This is a genomic window from Mucilaginibacter sp. P2_A4 (assembly GCF_056405015.1).
Map to the genome: position 1 here is coordinate 410,423 of NZ_JBFUCX010000002.1, position 18,416 is coordinate 428,838.

At 41.7% G+C, this 18,416-nt stretch carries 15 protein-coding genes; 8 read left to right on the forward strand and 7 right to left on the reverse strand.

Annotation, left to right across the window (positions count from 1 at the left end; genetic code table 11):
* The first annotated feature begins 30 nt into the window (after nt 1-30).
* The 3 genes from rpsD (at nt 31) to rplQ (ending at nt 2,426) form a co-directional block, all read left to right on the forward strand.
* Nucleotides 31-639, forward strand: a complete 609-nt coding sequence (rpsD, locus tag AC1DYB_RS05815; protein ID WP_295717606.1) for a 30S ribosomal protein S4 — start codon at nt 31-33, stop codon at nt 637-639.
* 95 nt (nt 640-734) lie between these two features.
* On the forward strand, nt 735-1,727 hold the full coding sequence (locus tag AC1DYB_RS05820; protein WP_295717604.1) for a DNA-directed RNA polymerase subunit alpha: 993 nt from the start codon (nt 735-737) through the stop codon (nt 1,725-1,727).
* A gap of 153 nt (nt 1,728-1,880) precedes the next feature.
* On the forward strand, nt 1,881-2,426 hold the full coding sequence (gene rplQ / locus AC1DYB_RS05825; protein ID WP_295717603.1) for a 50S ribosomal protein L17: 546 nt from the start codon (nt 1,881-1,883) through the stop codon (nt 2,424-2,426).
* Between the two features lie 192 nt (nt 2,427-2,618).
* Here rplQ and AC1DYB_RS05830 read toward each other — a convergent pair whose 3' ends face one another.
* A complete protein-coding gene (locus tag AC1DYB_RS05830) occupies nt 2,619-3,140 on the reverse strand; it encodes a GNAT family N-acetyltransferase (protein WP_477433197.1) in 522 nt (173 codons plus the stop codon).
* Between the two features lie 610 nt (nt 3,141-3,750).
* Between AC1DYB_RS05830 and dnaK the strand changes: the two genes are divergently transcribed.
* From dnaK to AC1DYB_RS05845, 3 genes are all read left to right on the forward strand, one after another.
* Nucleotides 3,751-5,664 carry a molecular chaperone DnaK gene (dnaK, locus tag AC1DYB_RS05835; RefSeq protein ID WP_477433199.1) on the forward strand — a complete coding sequence of 638 codons (1,914 nt, stop codon included), beginning with the start codon at nt 3,751-3,753 and terminating at the stop codon, nt 5,662-5,664.
* Nucleotides 5,665-6,130: 466 nt separating this feature from the next.
* On the forward strand, nt 6,131-7,150 hold the full coding sequence (locus tag AC1DYB_RS05840; protein WP_477433201.1) for a Gfo/Idh/MocA family oxidoreductase: 1,020 nt from the start codon (nt 6,131-6,133) through the stop codon (nt 7,148-7,150).
* 42 nt (nt 7,151-7,192) lie between these two features.
* A complete protein-coding gene (locus AC1DYB_RS05845) occupies nt 7,193-7,681 on the forward strand; it encodes a TlpA family protein disulfide reductase (protein ID WP_295717597.1) in 489 nt (162 codons plus the stop codon).
* A gap of 192 nt (nt 7,682-7,873) precedes the next feature.
* Here the strand turns inward: AC1DYB_RS05845 and AC1DYB_RS05850 are convergent, their stop codons facing one another.
* The 3 genes from AC1DYB_RS05850 to AC1DYB_RS05860 all read right to left on the reverse strand — a co-directional run bounded on the left by AC1DYB_RS05850 (nt 7,874) and on the right by AC1DYB_RS05860 (nt 11,451).
* Nucleotides 7,874-8,842 carry a transglutaminase family protein gene (locus AC1DYB_RS05850; RefSeq protein ID WP_477433203.1) on the reverse strand — a complete coding sequence of 323 codons (969 nt, stop codon included), beginning with the start codon at nt 8,840-8,842 and terminating at the stop codon, nt 7,874-7,876.
* Between the two features lie 106 nt (nt 8,843-8,948).
* Nucleotides 8,949-9,884: an alpha-E domain-containing protein gene (locus AC1DYB_RS05855; protein WP_295717595.1), complete on the reverse strand. Its 936-nt coding sequence runs from the start codon at nt 9,882-9,884 to the stop codon at nt 8,949-8,951.
* A gap of 118 nt (nt 9,885-10,002) precedes the next feature.
* Entirely contained in the window at nt 10,003-11,451 is a 1,449-nt protein-coding gene (locus AC1DYB_RS05860; RefSeq protein ID WP_477433205.1) for a circularly permuted type 2 ATP-grasp protein, read from the reverse strand.
* A 524-nt stretch (nt 11,452-11,975) separates the two neighbouring features.
* On the opposite strand from AC1DYB_RS05860, the gene AC1DYB_RS05865 reads away from it, so the two are divergent.
* Nucleotides 11,976-12,734, forward strand: a complete 759-nt coding sequence (locus AC1DYB_RS05865) for a hypothetical protein (protein ID WP_477433207.1) — start codon at nt 11,976-11,978, stop codon at nt 12,732-12,734.
* Between the two features lie 17 nt (nt 12,735-12,751).
* On the opposite strand, the gene AC1DYB_RS05870 is transcribed toward AC1DYB_RS05865, so the two are convergent.
* On the reverse strand, nt 12,752-13,615 hold the full coding sequence (locus AC1DYB_RS05870; RefSeq protein ID WP_477433209.1) for an AraC family transcriptional regulator: 864 nt from the start codon (nt 13,613-13,615) through the stop codon (nt 12,752-12,754).
* A 113-nt stretch (nt 13,616-13,728) separates the two neighbouring features.
* Here AC1DYB_RS05870 and AC1DYB_RS05875 point away from each other — a divergent pair, with 113 nt between their 5' ends.
* Nucleotides 13,729-14,715: a zinc-dependent alcohol dehydrogenase family protein gene (locus AC1DYB_RS05875; protein ID WP_477433211.1), complete on the forward strand. Its 987-nt coding sequence runs from the start codon at nt 13,729-13,731 to the stop codon at nt 14,713-14,715.
* 824 nt (nt 14,716-15,539) lie between these two features.
* On the opposite strand, the gene AC1DYB_RS05880 is transcribed toward AC1DYB_RS05875, so the two are convergent.
* Entirely contained in the window at nt 15,540-16,325 is a 786-nt protein-coding gene (locus AC1DYB_RS05880; protein ID WP_295721441.1) for a succinate dehydrogenase/fumarate reductase iron-sulfur subunit, read from the reverse strand.
* Between the two features lie 107 nt (nt 16,326-16,432).
* Nucleotides 16,433-18,367, reverse strand: coding sequence for a fumarate reductase/succinate dehydrogenase flavoprotein subunit (locus AC1DYB_RS05885; RefSeq protein ID WP_477398415.1), 1,935 nt, complete (start codon nt 18,365-18,367; stop codon nt 16,433-16,435).
* Between the last annotated feature and the right edge of the window lie 49 nt (nt 18,368-18,416).

Here is an 18,416-nt window from a genome sequence, read left to right on the forward strand (position 1 = left end):
GGTTGCATGATACTTTAAGAACACACAACAATGGCAAGATATACAGGACCAAAGTCCAAAATAGCACGTCGTTTCCGTGAGCCGATCTTCGGTCCGGATAAGGCGTTAGAACGTAAAAACTATCCACCCGGAATGCATGGTGCTTCCAAACGTCGTGGAAAGCAATCAGAATATTCAACCCAGTTAATGGAGAAACAAAAAGTTAAATACACTTACGGTGTATTAGAGCGTCAGTTCGAAAACTTGTTTCACCGTGCATCGGCTAAAGAAGGTATCACAGGCGAAAACCTGCTGAAATTTTTAGAGGCTCGTTTAGATAATGCTGTTTACCGTTTAGGTATATCACCTACACGTTCTGGAGCCCGTCAGCTGGTTAATCACAAACACATTAACGTTAATGGTGCTGTTGTAAACATTGCATCTTACGCGTTAAAAGCAGGTGATGTGATTTCTGTACGTGAAAAATCTAAATCACTTGAAGCTATTACTACATCAGTAGCCGGAAGAAGAATCAACAAATACAGCTGGTTAGAGTGGGATGCAAATGCCTTAACAGGTAAATTCCTTAACTATCCTAACCGCGATGAGATACCTGAAAACATTAAGGAAAATTTAATCGTTGAGTTGTACTCAAAATAATAACGATACTTATCCACGTGATGATTGGCATGTTATGTCAATCATTTTCGTGGTTTAAATCATTTCAATTAGCAAACAATAAATAAAGGATATAAATGGCAATTTTAGCATTTCAAAAACCAGACAAGGTTATCATGCAGAAATCGAATGATTTTGATGGAACGTTTGAATTTCGTCCGTTAGAACCAGGCTTCGGTATAACCATTGGTAATGCTCTACGTCGTATCTTACTTTCATCACTAGAAGGTTATGCAATAACTTCTGTTCGTTTTTCAGGAGTTACGCATGAGTTTTCAACCATCAAAGGTGTTGTTGAAGACGTAACCGAGATCATTTTGAACCTTAAGCAAGTTCGTTTCAAAAAAACAGGTGAATCTGGCGATAACGAGAAAGTATTTGTTATCATAAATGGTCAGGATGAATTTAAAGCTGGTGATATCACTAAATTCTCCAACAACTTTACTGTATTAAATCCTGATCTGATACTTTGCAATATGGATTCATCAGTAACGCTTGAAATTGAGCTTACTGTTGGTAAAGGCCGTGGTTATGTTCCAAGCGAGGAAAATAAAAACCCGGATGCAAATGTTGGTGTTATTGCTATCGATTCTATTTTTACGCCTATAAAAAACGTAAAATATACTATCGAGAACTATCGTGTTGAGCAAAAAACTGATTATGAAAAATTAGTTTTAGATATTGCTACCGATGGATCTATCCATCCTGAAGATGCATTAAAAGAAGCTGCTAAGATCCTTATCCAGCACTTTATGTTATTTAGCGATGAGAACATGATGCTTGAAGCTCAGGCCAAAGAAGAAACCAAAGAAGTTGATGAAGAGATATTACACATGCGTAAGATCCTTAAAACTGAATTGGTTGATCTTGACTTGTCTGTACGTGCATTGAATTGCCTTAAAGCTGCTGATATCCGCAGCCTTGCCGATTTAGTATCGTATGATGTTGCTGATATGTTGAAGTTCAGAAACTTTGGTAAAAAATCATTAACTGAAATTCAGGACCTGGTTAAATCAAAAGGTTTATCTTTTGGTATGAACCTGTCTAAATTTAAGTTAGACGAAGAATAATAAAAGAGAATCAAGAGTTAAGAATCAAGATATAAGAAAAGATCCTGATTCTTGACTCTTAATTCTTCAATCTAATAATAAAAATAGCGAAGGCATAATTCCGAAGGCTTGAGTTGATCGCCAGACGGTATGCACGTGAAATAATTAAAAACAATGAGACACGGAAACAAAAACAATCACTTAGGCCGTACTACCAGCCACCGCAAAGCGATGCTGGCCAACATGGCAACTTCGCTTATCTTACACAAGCGCATCACTACAACATTAGCTAAAGCGAAAGTTTTACGCGGTTATGTTGAGCCACTTTTAACAAAATCAAAAAGCGATACTACACACTCTCGTCGTATAGTATTTAGCTACCTGCAGGATAAAGATGCAGTTACTATCCTTTTCCGCGAAATTGCTGAGAAAATAGCAACCCGTCCAGGTGGTTACACTCGTATCATTAAGTTAGAAAACCGTTTAGGTGATAACGCTGAAATGGCAATGATTGAGTTAGTTGATTATAACACCGTTTACGGAGTTGATACTGCAGCTGCGGCTAAAAAATCAACTCGTCGTCGTGGTGCTTCTGCAAAAGCTAAAACTGCTGCACCTGTTGCTGCTGAAGAAGCTGTTGTTGCCGAAGAAGTTAAAGAAGCGCCAGTTGCTGAAACTGAAGCTCCTGCAACTCCGGAAGCAGAAGAAAAAGGAGAATAATTTCATCTACCTCTTAGATATTGAAAAACGCACTGTTCATTTGAGCAGGGCGTTTTTTTTTGTGAAATACTTTTTGTCTGAACCGGGATTAACGGGATTTTTCGGATTAAGGGATTTTACCTGTCATCACGTCTTTCACAATCAAATCCAGGAATCAGCTGAATCTGTTGAGTCCCCGTGCTGACAAATTGATTACTTCTCCAACCTATAAGTAAGCAACCCTTCCACGTCTTCCACCTGTTCAAAACCACATTTATCTAACAAGCGGCGCGAAGGCAGGTTATCTGCATAGGTGTGCACAATAATAGCTTTTACAAATTGATGCGTGAACGCCCAGGTAATCATTGTTTGTAAAGCTTCTGTCGCGAAGCCTTTGTTGTGATGGTTGCCATCAATCATATAGCCTATCTCTGCTTCGCCATTTTCATTAGGGTAGCCTGCAAAGCCCATGCCGCCTACCGAGGTATTTGCACTTTTAAGCACCAGTTCCCAATCTGTATACCATAGATATTTTTCGGGGTGGGCGAGGGTGTTGGGTAGCCAGAAGTTGTCGAGCGCATCTATGATTTCGGCATAGTAAAAGGGTTCGACAAGCATAAATGACGGTGTTAACCCGATGGAAATTTCCATGAGTGCACGGTCTTGCCGTAGCAGCAAAAGTTGTTCGTGTGTTAACGGTATCAGTTTTAACCGTTCCGATTCGATAAAAAACATTTGATTTGTTTGGAATTAAATAACAATAGTAAACCAGTTCTCTTTTTTAAAGTGAAGGGTAAGCTTTGTATACAAAGCTTTTGTTATGCAATTCCAGGCGTGGTAATAAGCCTGTTTGGAGTATTTGGTAACAGAGGCGTTTTGTTTGTATAAAGTTAATGAAATTTTAAACTTATGACGATGAGAGTTTTTGTTGATCAAGAATCAAGCTTATTGATTGAAATTTAACAAACTTCTATTTGAACGTATTTCAGTATATAATAGAAGATAAGTAGACCAGGCAGTTTTAAAGTAAACCTTAACTGCTTTAGCAATGGCCTCCGAGGCAGCTGACTGCTCTTTATATTTAGATAGTGCAATTAATGTTTCCACATATAAGTTTGCAGCCTTTTAAATGAAATTTAGACTACATTTTTAACTTCTAAACGCAACCTTTCACCCTTAACCTTTCAGCTTTCACCTTAATTTCTGCCAACCTGTCACCACTGGGGATGACTTTTCTGACGCAATAATTGTCATCCTGACCATATGCCCTGCCAAATAGGTATTGGCACAAACGTTGTTAAATAGGTGTTGTAGTAAATTAATAAAATCAAGAAAAAACAATCATATGTCTAAAATAATTGGAATCGACTTAGGAACAACAAACTCCTGCGTGGCTGTAATGGAAGGTAACGAACCTGTAGTTATAGCAAACAGCGAGGGCAAACGTACTACGCCGTCCGTAGTAGCTTTTATAGATAACGGCGAGCGTAAAGTTGGCGATCCTGCAAAACGTCAGGCAATCACTAACCCTACAAAAACCATCTCATCTATCAAACGCTTTATGGGTAACCAGTTTAACGAGGTTACAAGTGAAGCTGCACGTGTACCTTATAATGTAGTTAAAGGTGACAACAACACTCCACGTGTTGAAATTGGCGACCGTAAATATACTCCGCAAGAGATCTCTGCAATGATTCTTCAGAAAATGAAGAAAACTGCTGAAGACTTTTTAGGACATGAAGTTACAGAAGCTGTTATCACTGTACCAGCTTACTTTAACGATGCACAACGCCAGGCCACTAAAGAAGCCGGTGAAATTGCTGGTTTAAAAGTACGTCGTATCATTAACGAACCTACTGCTGCTGCCTTAGCTTATGGCTTTGATAAAGCACACAAGGATATGAAAATTGCAGTTTTTGACTGCGGTGGTGGTACACATGACGTATCAATCCTTGAATTAGGTGATGGCGTTTTTGAAGTAAAATCAACTGATGGTGATACTCACTTAGGTGGTGATGATTTTGACCAGGTAATTATTGACTGGTTGGCTGATGAATTTAAAAGTGATGAAGGTATTGATCTGCGTAAAGATCCAATGGCTTTGCAACGTTTAAAAGAATCTGCCGAAAAAGCTAAAATTGAGTTATCAAGTTCTGCACAAACAGAAATTAACTTACCATACATTACTGCTGCTGATGGCATGCCAAAGCACTTGGTTAAAACTTTAACCCGTGCTAAATTTGAGCAACTGGCAGATAGCCTGATCAAACGTACTATTGAGCCTTGCAGAACTGCATTGAAAAATGCTGGTTACAGCACTTCTGATATCGACGAAGTTATCCTTGTAGGTGGTTCTACACGTATCCCTGCAATACAGGAAGCTGTTCAAAAATTCTTTGGTAAAACTCCTTCAAAAGGTGTTAACCCTGATGAAGTTGTTGCAATTGGTGCTGCTATTCAAGGTGGTGTGTTAACAGGTGAGGTTAAGGATGTGTTGTTATTGGATGTTACTCCACTTTCATTAGGTATTGAAACTATGGGTGGTGTAATGACAAAATTAATTGAAGCAAACACAACTATCCCAACTAAAAAATCTGAAACTTTCTCAACTGCGTCTGATAGCCAGCCATCTGTAGAGATTCACATATTACAGGGTGAGCGCCCAATGGCTGCGGGTAACCGTACTATAGGCCGTTTCCACCTGGATGGTATTCCACCAGCACCTCGTGGTGTACCACAGGTTGAAGTAACTTTTGATATTGATGCCAACGGTATATTGCATGTATCTGCTAAAGATAAAGCAACCGGTAAAGAGCAAAAAATCCGTATCGAAGCTTCTTCTGGCTTAACTGATGCTGAGATCAAGAAGATGAAGGATGAGGCTGAAGCAAATGCTGAATCAGATAAAAAAGCACGTGAAGAAGTTGAAAAACTGAATGGTGCTGATGCTTTGATCTTCTCAACAGAAAAACAACTGAAAGAGTACGGCGATAAAATTTCTGCCGACAAAAAAGGTCCTATCGAAGCTGGTTTAGCTAAGTTGAAAGAAGCTTATGCTGCTAAAAACTTTGATGCGATAGATGCCGCTCAAACTGAACTGAATGCTGCATGGGCTATTGCATCTGAAGAGATGTACAAAGCTGCAGGCGACGCTCAGCAAGGTGGTCAGCCTGAAGGTAACACAGGAGCAGGTGCACAGGATCATGGCGATACTGTAACTGATGTTGACTTTGAAGAAGTTAAAGACGAAAAAAACTAAGTTTTAGTTAAATACATTGTAAAGCCCGGCTGGATTATTTCAGCCGGGCTTTTTTGTGTGCGCACGGACTTTTCCCAACGCATCATTGTTTCGTTCCTACCTATGACAAGTTGTAGAATCCCAGACTTACGAAGTTTTTAAAACTTCGTAAGTCTTTCACCGCCTGTTATTTTCACCTTTAGAGTTTTTCAAATTTTGTCAACTACCCATGACGTGTTTGCAAAAAAAACTTTTGTCATGCTGAACGCAGTGAAGCATCTATTATTCGCTATCCCTTTTCGCCCTGTATAGTCTGCGAATAGATTCTTCGCGATGCTCAGAATGACAAAAACTATTTAAAATGCCAATTCTCTTTCAAAGTTCCGGGTTTTAAAACTCGCAATGACGTTACAGAAGAACTTTATCATTATCTAAAAACCTCCCGCAAATAATCTTATTTTTACTTCCAAACTAAAGGCAAACACCTATGTCAACAAAACCAATAGTAACCGGCCTGATGGCCTACGGCATGTCGGGCAGAATTTTTCATGCTCCATTTTTAACCACTAACCCCGGCTTTACTTTTAAAGCAGTTGTAGAACGTCATGAAAAAAAGGCCGGTAAAATATATCCGGATGTAATTAGCTATAATTCAGTTGATGAGCTGCTTAATGATGCTGAAATTGAACTGATCGTAGTTAACACCCCCAACAATACCCACTTTGACTATGCCATGCAGGCCCTTAATGCCGGGAAACATGTACTGATAGAAAAACCCGCGGCGGTAACTTCGGCAGAGGTAAAGGCCTTATTTGATTTAGGCAGAAAGTTGAATCTTAAAGTAATGATCTACCAGAACCGCAGATATGACAGTGGTTTTCTATCGGTGAAAAAGGTAATTGAAAGTGGACGTCTTGGTGAGTTAATAGAGGTTCATTTTCGGTTGGACAGGTACCGGATGCCTATTGGTGTAAAACAATTTAAAGAAACCAAAGGCACCCCCGGTAATGGCTTAACTTATGATTTGGGTGCACACCTTGTTGATAACGCGATCAGTATATTTGGCAGGCCGTTAAGTTATATAAAAACTACTGCCACTCACCGGCCCGGTTCGCAGGTGGATGATTACTTCAACATTCACTTAACCTATCCTAATCAGCTGCATGTTTATTTAACTTCGGGATTGCTTATTGCAGAGGCATTGCCTGGCTTTGTGATTCACGGAACATTGGGCAGTTTTGTTAAATTACGCACCGATGTACAGGAAGCCCAATTGGATACAGGCATGATGCCAACCGACGAAGGTTTTGGTGTTGAGCCTTTAGGTAGTGAAGGAAAATTGGTGCTAATGGGCGCCGATAATCAGAAAACAGTAGAGTGGTTTCCGTCAGACAAAGGTAATTACAATGGATTATTTGATGCGGTGCATCATACCGTGCGCGAAAACGCGTTATTCCCTGTAACAGAAGAACATATTGCCTGGCAGTTGGAATTGCTGGAGAGTTAAAAATATCGTAACTATGCTTTAATGAAAAATTTTATCAATACAATGAAGAGAATATACTTGTTGCTTTGCCTTATTGTAGCTGCCGGCTGCAGTCAGGCCCAAACCATGCCTGCCAACAGCAAAATTGCACCATATCACATACTGACAACTGACAGCGTTTACGTAACGCCCGCCGACCTGAAAAAGAATAAGCCTGTGATGGTGATCTATTTTTCGCCGGATTGCAGCCATTGTCAACATTTGATGTATGACCTGAAACCACAAATGGATAAGCTCAAAGGGGTACAGATAGTTATGATCACCTTTGTTAATCAGTTAAAAGCTATCCAGGTTTTTCAGCGTGATTTTGACCTGGCCAAATACCACAATATTACCATTGGTACCGAAGGGTATACTTATGTAGTGCAACGATATTATCACGTGCAAACAACGCCATACATCGCCATTTACGACAAAAACGGAAAGTTATTCCAGGCCTTTGATAAAGTGCCAAAAATTCCGGTATTGATGGAGACGATTAAGAAAGTGTAAGCTGCAGATTGCAGATTTCAGATTTCAAATGTGCAGATGATTTGTTTTGATGTCTGATATCTCCCACGCGTCATTGCGAGGTACGAAGCAATCCCCGATAAGCAGAGCCGCTCTGTAAGTAGGGGATTGCTTCGTACCTTACAGCAATGACGCTTTTTGTTTAACACACCTGCACATCTGAAATCTGCACATCTATTGCTGTTGTTGCTGCTGTTGCTGAATGATCTCCATATAGCGCTGGTAGCTATTTTTAGGGATATCGGTTACTTGTTGAAGCGGGGTGTCATAATGGGGTTTATCGTCAATGCAAAACCCGTTCCCATCGTCAACGGTAACAGCAACTTCAAGTTTATGGCCTGATGAGCCTTTATATACGCCCTTCACCGGCGAACAATCAGAAAAATTACGACCAACAGCCAGGCGCACATGGGTTTCATTGGCGACGCAGTTATTGGTAGGATCGATACCCAGCCAGCCATAATCCGGGATATAGGCTTCGGCCCAGGCATGGGTAGCGCCTTCTCCACGCATATTACTGCTATGAGTACATATATAGCCGCTTACGTAACGTGCAGGGATCTTTAATAAGCGCAGCATCACCATTAAAATATGCGCGAAATCCTGGCAAACACCGGCTTTTAAATTCCATACCTCATCAAGGGTGGTTTCAACAGTGGTAACGCCTTTTATGTAGTTGAAATTTTGATAAACATAGCTGCAAAAACGAAGGGCGATCTGGTAGGGGGTATCATCTTTGTTCCGTTCCCGGTCAACTACAACCTGTAATTCGGGTAAGCCTTCAAAATACTCCTGCTTTAAAAAATCAATATAAGGTACCATATATTGAATGTTTTTCAGGTATTCCCATTGTTGCTCGGGGAAGATATCATTTACCGGTAATGGTCGCTGCCTGGTGGTAACACTTAGTTTTGAATTGATGAGCATTACCGAATGCCGTTCGCTGTAAGTAAAGCTGCCCACCTCGTTGCCGTAATAATCAGTATGCGTATCCACAACCGGGTTGCCTGTAATTTGCATCTCCTGGTGTATTACATCCTGATATTCATCTTTGATAGGGTACAGTATGATCTGGTTGGCGCTATCGCGTACCATCCCTTCATAGGTGTATTTGGTTATATGTTGTATTTTAAATTCAGGCATGGTTTCAATTGTTTAATTTGACGATTTGAAAATGAATCAGCTCATCCATTATTAATCCTCAAATTGTTTATTAATCATTTTCAAATCAGCGAACTTTCAAATTAATTTATGAGTTGGCAAAGTAATATTCATTTAGTGAGTTACCTATGCCATAAAGTTCCGTTCGGATTTGTGTTAAAAACAAATGCAAACCCTCGGCCCGGATGCTTCTTACCGAACTGTATTTGATCCGGCTTTGTAAGCGGCCGATCTGGAATGACATCTCGCGGAATGTATCAACATTGGTATCATTCTTTAACCTATCAAAATAGCGTTGAATGTTATTTACCGAATAGATAACTGAGCGCGGGAAATCATTATTTAAAACAACCTGCTCCAGCACATTCTCGGCCTCAAAGCCTTCCCTGTAGGTTTTGAGGTATAGCTCATATCCGCCTAAAGAAAGCAATAAATGTTTCCAATAAGTGGTATCTGTCAACAGATCGGGATTATCACTTATCGAGCTGAATTTGGTATCCAAAATATCTACCGATTGTATAGCTCGTTCCAGGTATTTACCAATATTCATAAAACTCCGGCCTTCGCCCCGTTCCATCGTTATCTCAACCGTGCCATAATAAAGCATCACCTGTTTTATTAATACGTCAAGCACACCAATAGGGTCCTCGCGCTGTAGGGAGCGCTCCAGGCGCGAGTCTTTCACCGTATGGTAATACTCGTTAAGGCATTGCCATAAGTCCTTGGTGATGTGTTCCTGTACGCCACGCGCGTTTTCGCGGGCTAGCGTTATAATGCTGAGGATCGAGTTAGGGTTGTTTTTGCCCGTAACCATGTATTTTAAAACCGCACGGCTGTCATTATCCAGCTTATCGGCCTCATCTTCATTCACCCCGGCAAATATCCTGATCACCGGCTCCCAGGTAAACTCCTGAATGGTATCCTGCGATGAGGCATAATTAATTTTGAGCATCCGTAGCATACCATCGCTGCGCTCAATGTAGCGGCTTAACCAATAAAAACTTGCTGCAACTCTGCTTAACATATTAGCCCCCTAACCCCCTAAAGGGGGGATTTTTTTGATTTGTATAATTTATAAAGTTCATTTTCAGGTTTGCTTTTAGCCTCCTGCACATTTACTCCCCCTTTAGGGGGCCGGGGGGCTACGCCAATACCCATGTATCCTTACTGCCACCGCCCTGCGAGCTATTAACTACCAGTGAGCCTTCTTTTAAGGCAACGCGGGTTAATCCGCCGGGCACTATTTCTATGCCATCCGGGCCATATAATGCATAGGGGCGCAGATCAATACGGCGGGGTGTTAGTGAACCCTGCATATAACATGGCGCCGATGACAGGCTGATAGTTGGTTGCGCTATAAAGTTACGGGGATCTTTCAGGATCTCTTTTTTATAATCATCAATCTCCTGCTCAGATGCCGCGTGCCCCATCAGCATGCCGTAGCCACCACTGCCATTGGTTTTTTTAACCACCATTTTATTGAGGTTTTTAAACACGTAGTCGCGCTCGTCGCGGTTGCCTAATTGGTGGGTGGGTACGTTTTTTAGTATCGGTTCTTCGTTCAGGTAATAACGGATCATATCGGGTACATAAACATACACCGCCTTATCATCGGCAACCCCGGTGCCTATAGCGTTTACAATGGCGACATTACCTTTACGATAAGCGCCCATAATACCGGCAACACCCAGCATACTTGCCGGGTTAAACACCAGCGGATCTAAATATTCATCATCAACCCTGCGGTATATTACATCAACCTGTTGTAAACCGGTAGTGGTTTTCATATAAACCTTGTGGTTATTCACTACCAGGTCACGCCCCTCAACCAGCTCAACGCCCATTAAACGGGCAAGAGTAGTATGCTCAAAATAGGCGGAATTATAAATCCCCGGACTCAGCAATACAATGGTGGGGTTGGAGATTTGCCTGGGCGATAATGCCAGCAGGTTTTTATACAATATGGTTGGATATTCCGTCACGCTCCTTACCCCGCATTGCGGCAGCAGATCGGGGAATAAGCGTTTGGTTATCTCCCGGTTCTCCAGCATATAACTTACTCCAGATGGGGTGCGCAGGTTATCCTCGAGTACGTAAAAGGTACCGTCTTCATCGCGGATCAGATCGATGCCCGAAATATGTACATAAATATCATATGGTACTTTCAGCTGGTACATCTCGCGCAAAAAATGCGGGCACGAATATATGATATCAATAGGTACGATGCCGTCCTTTACAATAAACTGGTTATGGTAAATATCTTTCAGGAAAAGATTAAGTGCTGTAAGGCGCTGCTTAATACCGCGTTCAACAAAGGCCCACTCACTGGCGGTAATAATGCGGGGGATGATATCAAACGGAAATATTTTTTCGATGCCCTCGCCACTGTTGTACACGGTGAAGGTAATTCCCTGGCTCATGAATAAGCGCTTGGCCAGCTCTTCTTTTTTGTTGAGATCATCGGCCGATTCTTGTGAAATATATTCAATTACCTTACGATAATGCTCGCGAACATTGCTGTCCGAGCCGTACATTTCGTCCCAAACACCTTCAATAGGGTTATATTTATCAAAATAAGCTGATTCCTGCATAAAAAAATGATGAAAATGTAAAAGTTACTAATCAGTTATTTTTAAAAATGTAATTTATGAAGTGTTTTTGATAAAAAAGCAAATTATTTTGATTTTTTTGTGAATATTTTAATTGATTTTTCATTTTTAACAGGATTTCGGTATTAATATGGTAAATAATACGAGTAAATTTAACTCATAATGGCTGTTTTGTTTGGATAAGATATCAATTATTAACCGGATTAAAGCTATATTATTCTCTTTATGCTCATTCAAATTGTCAGAAACCTCTGCTTTTTATTGGGGGTAGCGTGTTGTTACTCATTGTAGTTAGGTCAAACCAAAACAGATTAGCAAAAAACTAAGTAGGCAGTCAATGTTTTGGCTTTTGCACAAATTATAAATTGAGATTCAGTAAGGTGATTTCTTAAATAATGTCCTGATTATAAGATTTGTATCAAATATTATATTTAAATTAGTTGGAGGGTTATTGTAAGGAAGTGCCAATTATTTTACCCTGATTCAAACGTAGGTGGGTTTTGAATATGAAAATCGTATGGAGCATAGTTATTTTCCTGGCAGGGTGCCTTCAGGCATTGGCGCAAACTACTGTTCTGGCCGATAATCCCGATGATGGGTGCAAAATTAAGTTCGAAAAAATCAAAGTAAAAATTGACGACAGGCGAAGAAAGTACGAATTTAATGTGCAGGAATACAAGGATGGCCTGTTCTGCAGTGAGTGCCGGCGAACTAAAAGCGAAATTGAAGAACGGGTAAATATTAGTTTTGCCCAACACATAAAAGATGGTGCAGCCCATAAAAGGCATGCTATAGCCACCCGGCAAATGTATGATGATCTTTATACGGAGTACATGACCGACTTTAATCGCTTTAAGGAAGAGTATGACGATAAATATAACGATTGCGGTGGCGACGCCGCTCAGATACCGCTGCAAACAATAACTAACCAGCAACTGCAATTATATACCAGTAAACTTAGTGGCGATACAAGCTTTTATAATTCAGAAGTTGAGGTATTCCGTATCGATTATAATTTTTATTATGCCTGGGCCATAAGGATTAGTATTGTTAAATGGCAAATTATCAGTGGTTTTGAATCTATTCAAGTAGCAAAAAAAAGCTATCGAAGAGGGATGAATAGCACAAGCAATAGTATCACACAGGCAGGCAATATGTTAAATAATTATTTAAACACTTTGGCCGATAAACAGCAGGCTGGGTTTTTGAATATAGGTTTGCAATCGCCGGTATGGCCATTGAAGGGTGTATTGGTGGCTAAATAACGGAGGCTCTTCTTTAATCAGATTGTTGCCGTTAACTTTTCTTTCGCGCCCATCTTCCTGAAATCAGATGGGTTTACATGTTTATATTTTTTAAAGATCCTGTTAAGGTGACTTTCGTCATTAAAGCCAAGTTCGTTGGCAATTTCGGCCATGCGCATATTGCTATGAAGCAAACGGTTTTCAATTAGTTTGAGCTTGTAATTGATGATGTACTGCTGCATGGTTTCGCTGGTATGTTTTTTGAAATAGCGGCCCAGATAGGTTTCGGAGATTCCCATTTTATCGCTCATAACTTCTGCCTTTAATTTTTCGGGGAAGTAGATATTCGCCTGGATGTACTGCAAAATATTCAATGCCTTTTCTTCGGTTGTTTCGTCAACCTCCTGGGGTAAGCTAAGGGCAATGTTGCGGGTAACAATCATAATAACCGTGTATATATACTGTTGCAATAGCTCTTTGCTATATAGGCCATGATTTAAATGCTCAGTTATTACAGCATTCATTATAGATTTCATAACCGGCCGGTCATCATAATTTTTGATTACACAGCCCGGCGCCTGGTTAGCATTTTTTAAAATAAATTCCAGGTTTTTCAGCATCTCACCGGATAGGTTGTGCTGTTTAATATAATCTAAATTGAACCGGATAAACAGAAATTGTGTGGTAGTTTCAATAGTAAAATAGTGCGAATCATTGGGCGTAAGTAAAAACAAATGTCCCGGTTTATAGGTAAATTTACTTTGGTTGATGCACTGCTTACCTGTGCCGCTCACAATATAAATAAACTCAAAAAAACTGTGCGAGTGCATGTTACGAGGGCATACATCCATAGGTTCTCTGAGTACTATCTCAAACGGCTGATACAGGTTATCTTTTACCATAGTATAAATGTACAATTATTAAGAAATATTGTGCAAGGATTTGGGTTCTGTTCTTGCATAATTTTACATCGCTAAAACAAAATAGAACGATGAAAACTAACCACCTAACAACAATGAAAGCGCTTGTATTAGAAGCTGCCAATACTCCATTTAAACTTACAGAGGTTGATCGGCCGGTTGCCGGCGCGGGCCAGGTTCTGGTGCGTATAGTGGCCAGCGGCGTAAGTCCGCTTGATAATAAAATCCGGACAGGCGGCGGCGCGCATGCAAAGCAGGCTTTACCCGCTATTTTAGGGATGGACCTTGCCGGAATAGTGGAGGAAGTTGGTGCAGGTGTTACTAACTTTAAACCTGGCGACGAAGTTTATGGTATGGCAGGTGGCATCGGCGGACTGCAGGGCACTCTTGCCGAATATGGCGCATTTGACGCCGACTTGCTGGCTATAAAACCCGGAAACCTGAGTATGCGCCAGGTAGCTGCGATGCCATTGAATTTTATTACCGCCTGGGAGGGCCTGGTTGACAGGGCTAAAGTAAGCGTGGGGCAAAAGGTGTTGATTCACGGTGGGGCAGGTGGCGTAGGGCATTTGGCCATACAAATAGCCAAAGCTTATGGCGCCGATGTTTTTGCAACGGGCAGCGCAACGCAACAGGGATATATAGAAAGCCTGGGCGCCACTTTTATTGACTACCGGACTACCACTGTTGATGAATATGTAAATAAATATACCGGAGGCGATGGTTTTGATATTGTGTATGATACGGTTGGCGGCGCAACGCTTGATGCATCATTTAGCGCCGCACGTTACTATACAGGTCATGTATTAAGCAGCCTAGGTTGGGGCGAGCACAAGTTGGCGCCACTATCATTCAGAGGAGCAACCTATTCAGGCGTATTTACGCTCATGCCAATGATCACCGGAAAAGGCCGTAAACATCATGGGGACATTATGCGGGCGGCTACCAAACTTGCCGAAGCAGGTAAACTACAGCCTTTGGTTTATGAAAGGAAATTTACCCTGGCAACAGCACAACAGGCGCATGAGATCATAGAAAACGGGAAGACTGTAGGGAAGTTGGTGGTGGATGTAATGGAGTAAGCTTTTCTTTATCGTCGAGTTGTAAAAATCGGTGGCCTCTGAAGGAGAAAATGATGTAACAAAAATGACTGTCATATTGAGCCTGTCGAAGGATAACGGGCAAAGGCCTCTGCCCGCGAGTCTTCGACAGGCTACGTATGACAAGTTGTAGAATCCCAGACTTACGAAGTTTTAAAAACTTCGTAAGTCTTTCGCCGCTTGTCATTTCCCCCTTTAGAGTCTTCCGAATTTTATCAACTCAGACGGACAGGCCCACACGCCTCAAAATCCACCACGTCATTGCGAGGTACGAAGCAATCTCCACAAGGGCAGGGCCATTATACTGGGTATACATTTCAACCCGCTCTGTACAGTATAGAGATTGCTTCGTGCCTTATATGTTAATGTAAGTTATTGATTACCAGTATTATTTGTAGAGACGCATATTTGCGTCTCCCGCGTGCAAATCGGAAGTGTAAATCCGCTCTGTATAGCTAGAGACGCAAATATGCGTCTCTACGAAAAGCCGCGCTTGCCATACTTCATCACCATTTTTTTCAGGTTTACCTTGATGGATTTTCGCAATGGCGTGTTAGCAAAAAAAACATTTTGTCATCCCGGAACGGAGTGAAGGATCTGTTATTCGCCATACTTCTTCGCCCTGTACAGGCTGCGAATAGATCCTTCACTGCGTTCAGGATGACAAACTTTTCAAATGTCATGTCCCTTTTAATATCCCACGGATTTTAAAACCTCACGGCAATGACGGATTTTCAAGGTTAAGTCTTAACAAAACAGGCCCGGGAAAACTCCCGGGCCTGTTAAAGTATCTAAGTAAAACAATCTTAGTGTTTGTCTTCGTGGATCTCTTCTTCTCTAAACAGCTTAGCACTGAAAAAATCATTATTCATGCGTGCAATATTAGTCAGCTTAATTTCTTTAGGGCATTCAGCCTCGCATGCACCAGTGTTGGTACAACTGCCAAATCCTTCTTCGTCCATTTGGGCAACCATTGATTGTGCACGACGGTAACGCTCTGGCTGACCTTGCGGCAACAAGCCTAACTGGGTTATCTTTGCTCCAACAAAAAGCATGGCCGAAGCATTTTTACATGCTGCAACGCAGGCGCCGCAACCAATACAGGTTGCAGAGTTAAATGCTTCATCGGCAATAACTTTAGGGATAGCGATAGCATTACCATCGGGTACTCCACCGGTATTAACTGATACATAACCACCAGCCTGCTGGATCCTGTCGAAAGCAGAGCGATCAACAGCTAAGTCTTTTACAACGGGGAATGCTGATGCGCGCCATGGCTCAATAGTAATGGTTTCACCATCATGAAAAGTACGCATGTGCAGCTGGCAGGTAGTAACACCTCGCTTAGGCCCATGTGGGTGGCCATTTATATATAACGAGCACATGCCACAAATACCTTCGCGGCAATCGTGATCAAAGTTGATAGGCTCGTCGCCTTTGTGGGTTAAACTTTCGTTAACAACGTCAAGCATTTCCAGGAATGACATATCAGGCGAAATACTTTCGGCCTTGTAGGTCACAAATTTGCCCGATGTTTGAGCGTTTTTTTGACGCCATACTTTCAGCGTCAGGTTCATATTTCCGTTACTCATCTCTTTAAGATTTTGTATCAAATGTTTTGTTGTTAGTATCAAGCCGCAAGTATCAAGTATCAAGGTTTTTTGCTTCCGTCCTGATACTCGATACTAACTACTTGCTACTAAGCATAATTTCTTTGCGATAAATGAACTGATTCAAATACCAATGCTTCTTTATGTAGTACTTCTGGCTGGTTTTCACCTTTAAACTCCCAGGCTGCCACAAACGCGAAGTTTTCATCGTCGCGCAGTGCTTCGCCATCGGCAGTTTGTGATTCAACCCTGAAGTGACCACCGCACGATTCGCGGCGCATCAAAGCGTCATCAACCATCAGTTCGCCCAGTTCAATGAAATCGGCAATCCGGCCCGCTCTTTCCAACGAAGCGTTTACTTCTTCGTTTTCGCCGGTCACGATAGCATTTTTCCAGAAATCAACTTTCAGTGCCTGGATCAATCCTTTAGCTTTTTTCAGTCCTTCTTCTGTACGTGCCATTCCGCAATATTCCCACATAATATGGCCAAGGTCGCGGTGGTATTCGTTAACAGTTTTATTGCCTTTTAAAGCCAACAGTTTATTGATATATGTAATTACATCCTGTTTGGTTTTCTCAAAAGCAGGGTGTGAAATATCAACCTTTTTAGGGCCAATTTTTGCCAGGTAATCGCCAAGTGTATAAGGGATTACAAAATAACCATCAGATAAACCCTGCATCAAAGCAGATGCACCTAAACGGTTAGCGCCGTGATCAGAGAAGTTACACTCACCTAAAGCATATAATCCCGGTACATTGGTGCTCAGGTTATAATCAACCCAAAGGCCACCCATGGTATAGTGAACAGCAGGGTAAATACGCATTGGCTGTTTGTATGGGTTCTCGTCGGTTATCTGGATATACATATCAAACAGGTTACCATATTTGGCTTTCACTGTTTCTTCGCCCAAACGTTTAATAGCATCGGCAAAGTCAAGGAAAACCGCGAAGCCTGAGCCTCCTACACCTTTACCTTCTTCAATCATTTCCTTGGCGTTACGTGAAGCCACGTCGCGCGGAACAAGGTTACCAAACGCCGGATATTTACGTTCAAGGAAGTAATCACGATCGTCCTCTTTTACCTGGTCGGCCTTGATAGTGCCTTTACGCAATTGTTCAGCAATCTCCACAGTTTTTGGAGCCCAAACACGTCCATCGTTACGTAACGACTCAGACATCAGCGTAAGCTTTGACTGGTGATCGCCGCTTACCGGGATACATGTAGGGTGAATTTGTGTATAGCATGGGTTGCCAAAGAAAGCGCCACGTTTGTGTGCCCTCCAGGCCGCAGTTACGTTTGAGCCAATGGCGTTTGTTGACAGGTAGAACACATTGCTGTATCCACCGGTACATAACAATACTGCGTGGCCTGCATGTGTTTCAATAGCGCCGGTGATCATGTTGCGGGTAACAATACCTTTGGCATGGCCATCTATGGTAACAACATCCAACATTTCTGTACGGGTGTACATTTTAACTTTACCGGCGTGTATCTGGCGGTTTAATGCCGAGTAAGCACCTAAAAGTAATTGTTGTCCGGTTTGGCCACGTGCATAGAACGTACGTGACACCTGCGAACCACCAAATGAGCGGTTATCCAGCAAGCCGCCGTATTCGCGGGCAAAAGGAACACCCTGTGCAACACATTGGTCAATTATATTAACAGATACTTCGGCAAGGCGGTACACGTTACCTTCGCGGGCACGGTAGTCACCACCTTTAATAGTATCATAAAACAAACGGTAAACACTGTCACCATCGTTTTGGTAGTTTTTTGCTGCGTTGATACCACCCTGTGCTGCAATGGAGTGTGCACGACGGGGGCTATCCTGGAAACAAAAAGATTTTACGTTATAACCAAGCTCGGCCAATGAAGCCGCGGCTGATGCGCCTGCCAAACCCGTACCTACAATAATGATATCGTATTTACGCTTGTTGGCCGGGTTAACCAGCTTCAGGTCAAATTTATGCTTGCTCCATTTTTCGGCTAATGGGCCTTGAGGAATTTTAGCATCTAAACTCATTTCTTTTATAATTTTATATTAGTGAGTAGTTGATAGGGAGAATTGTGCA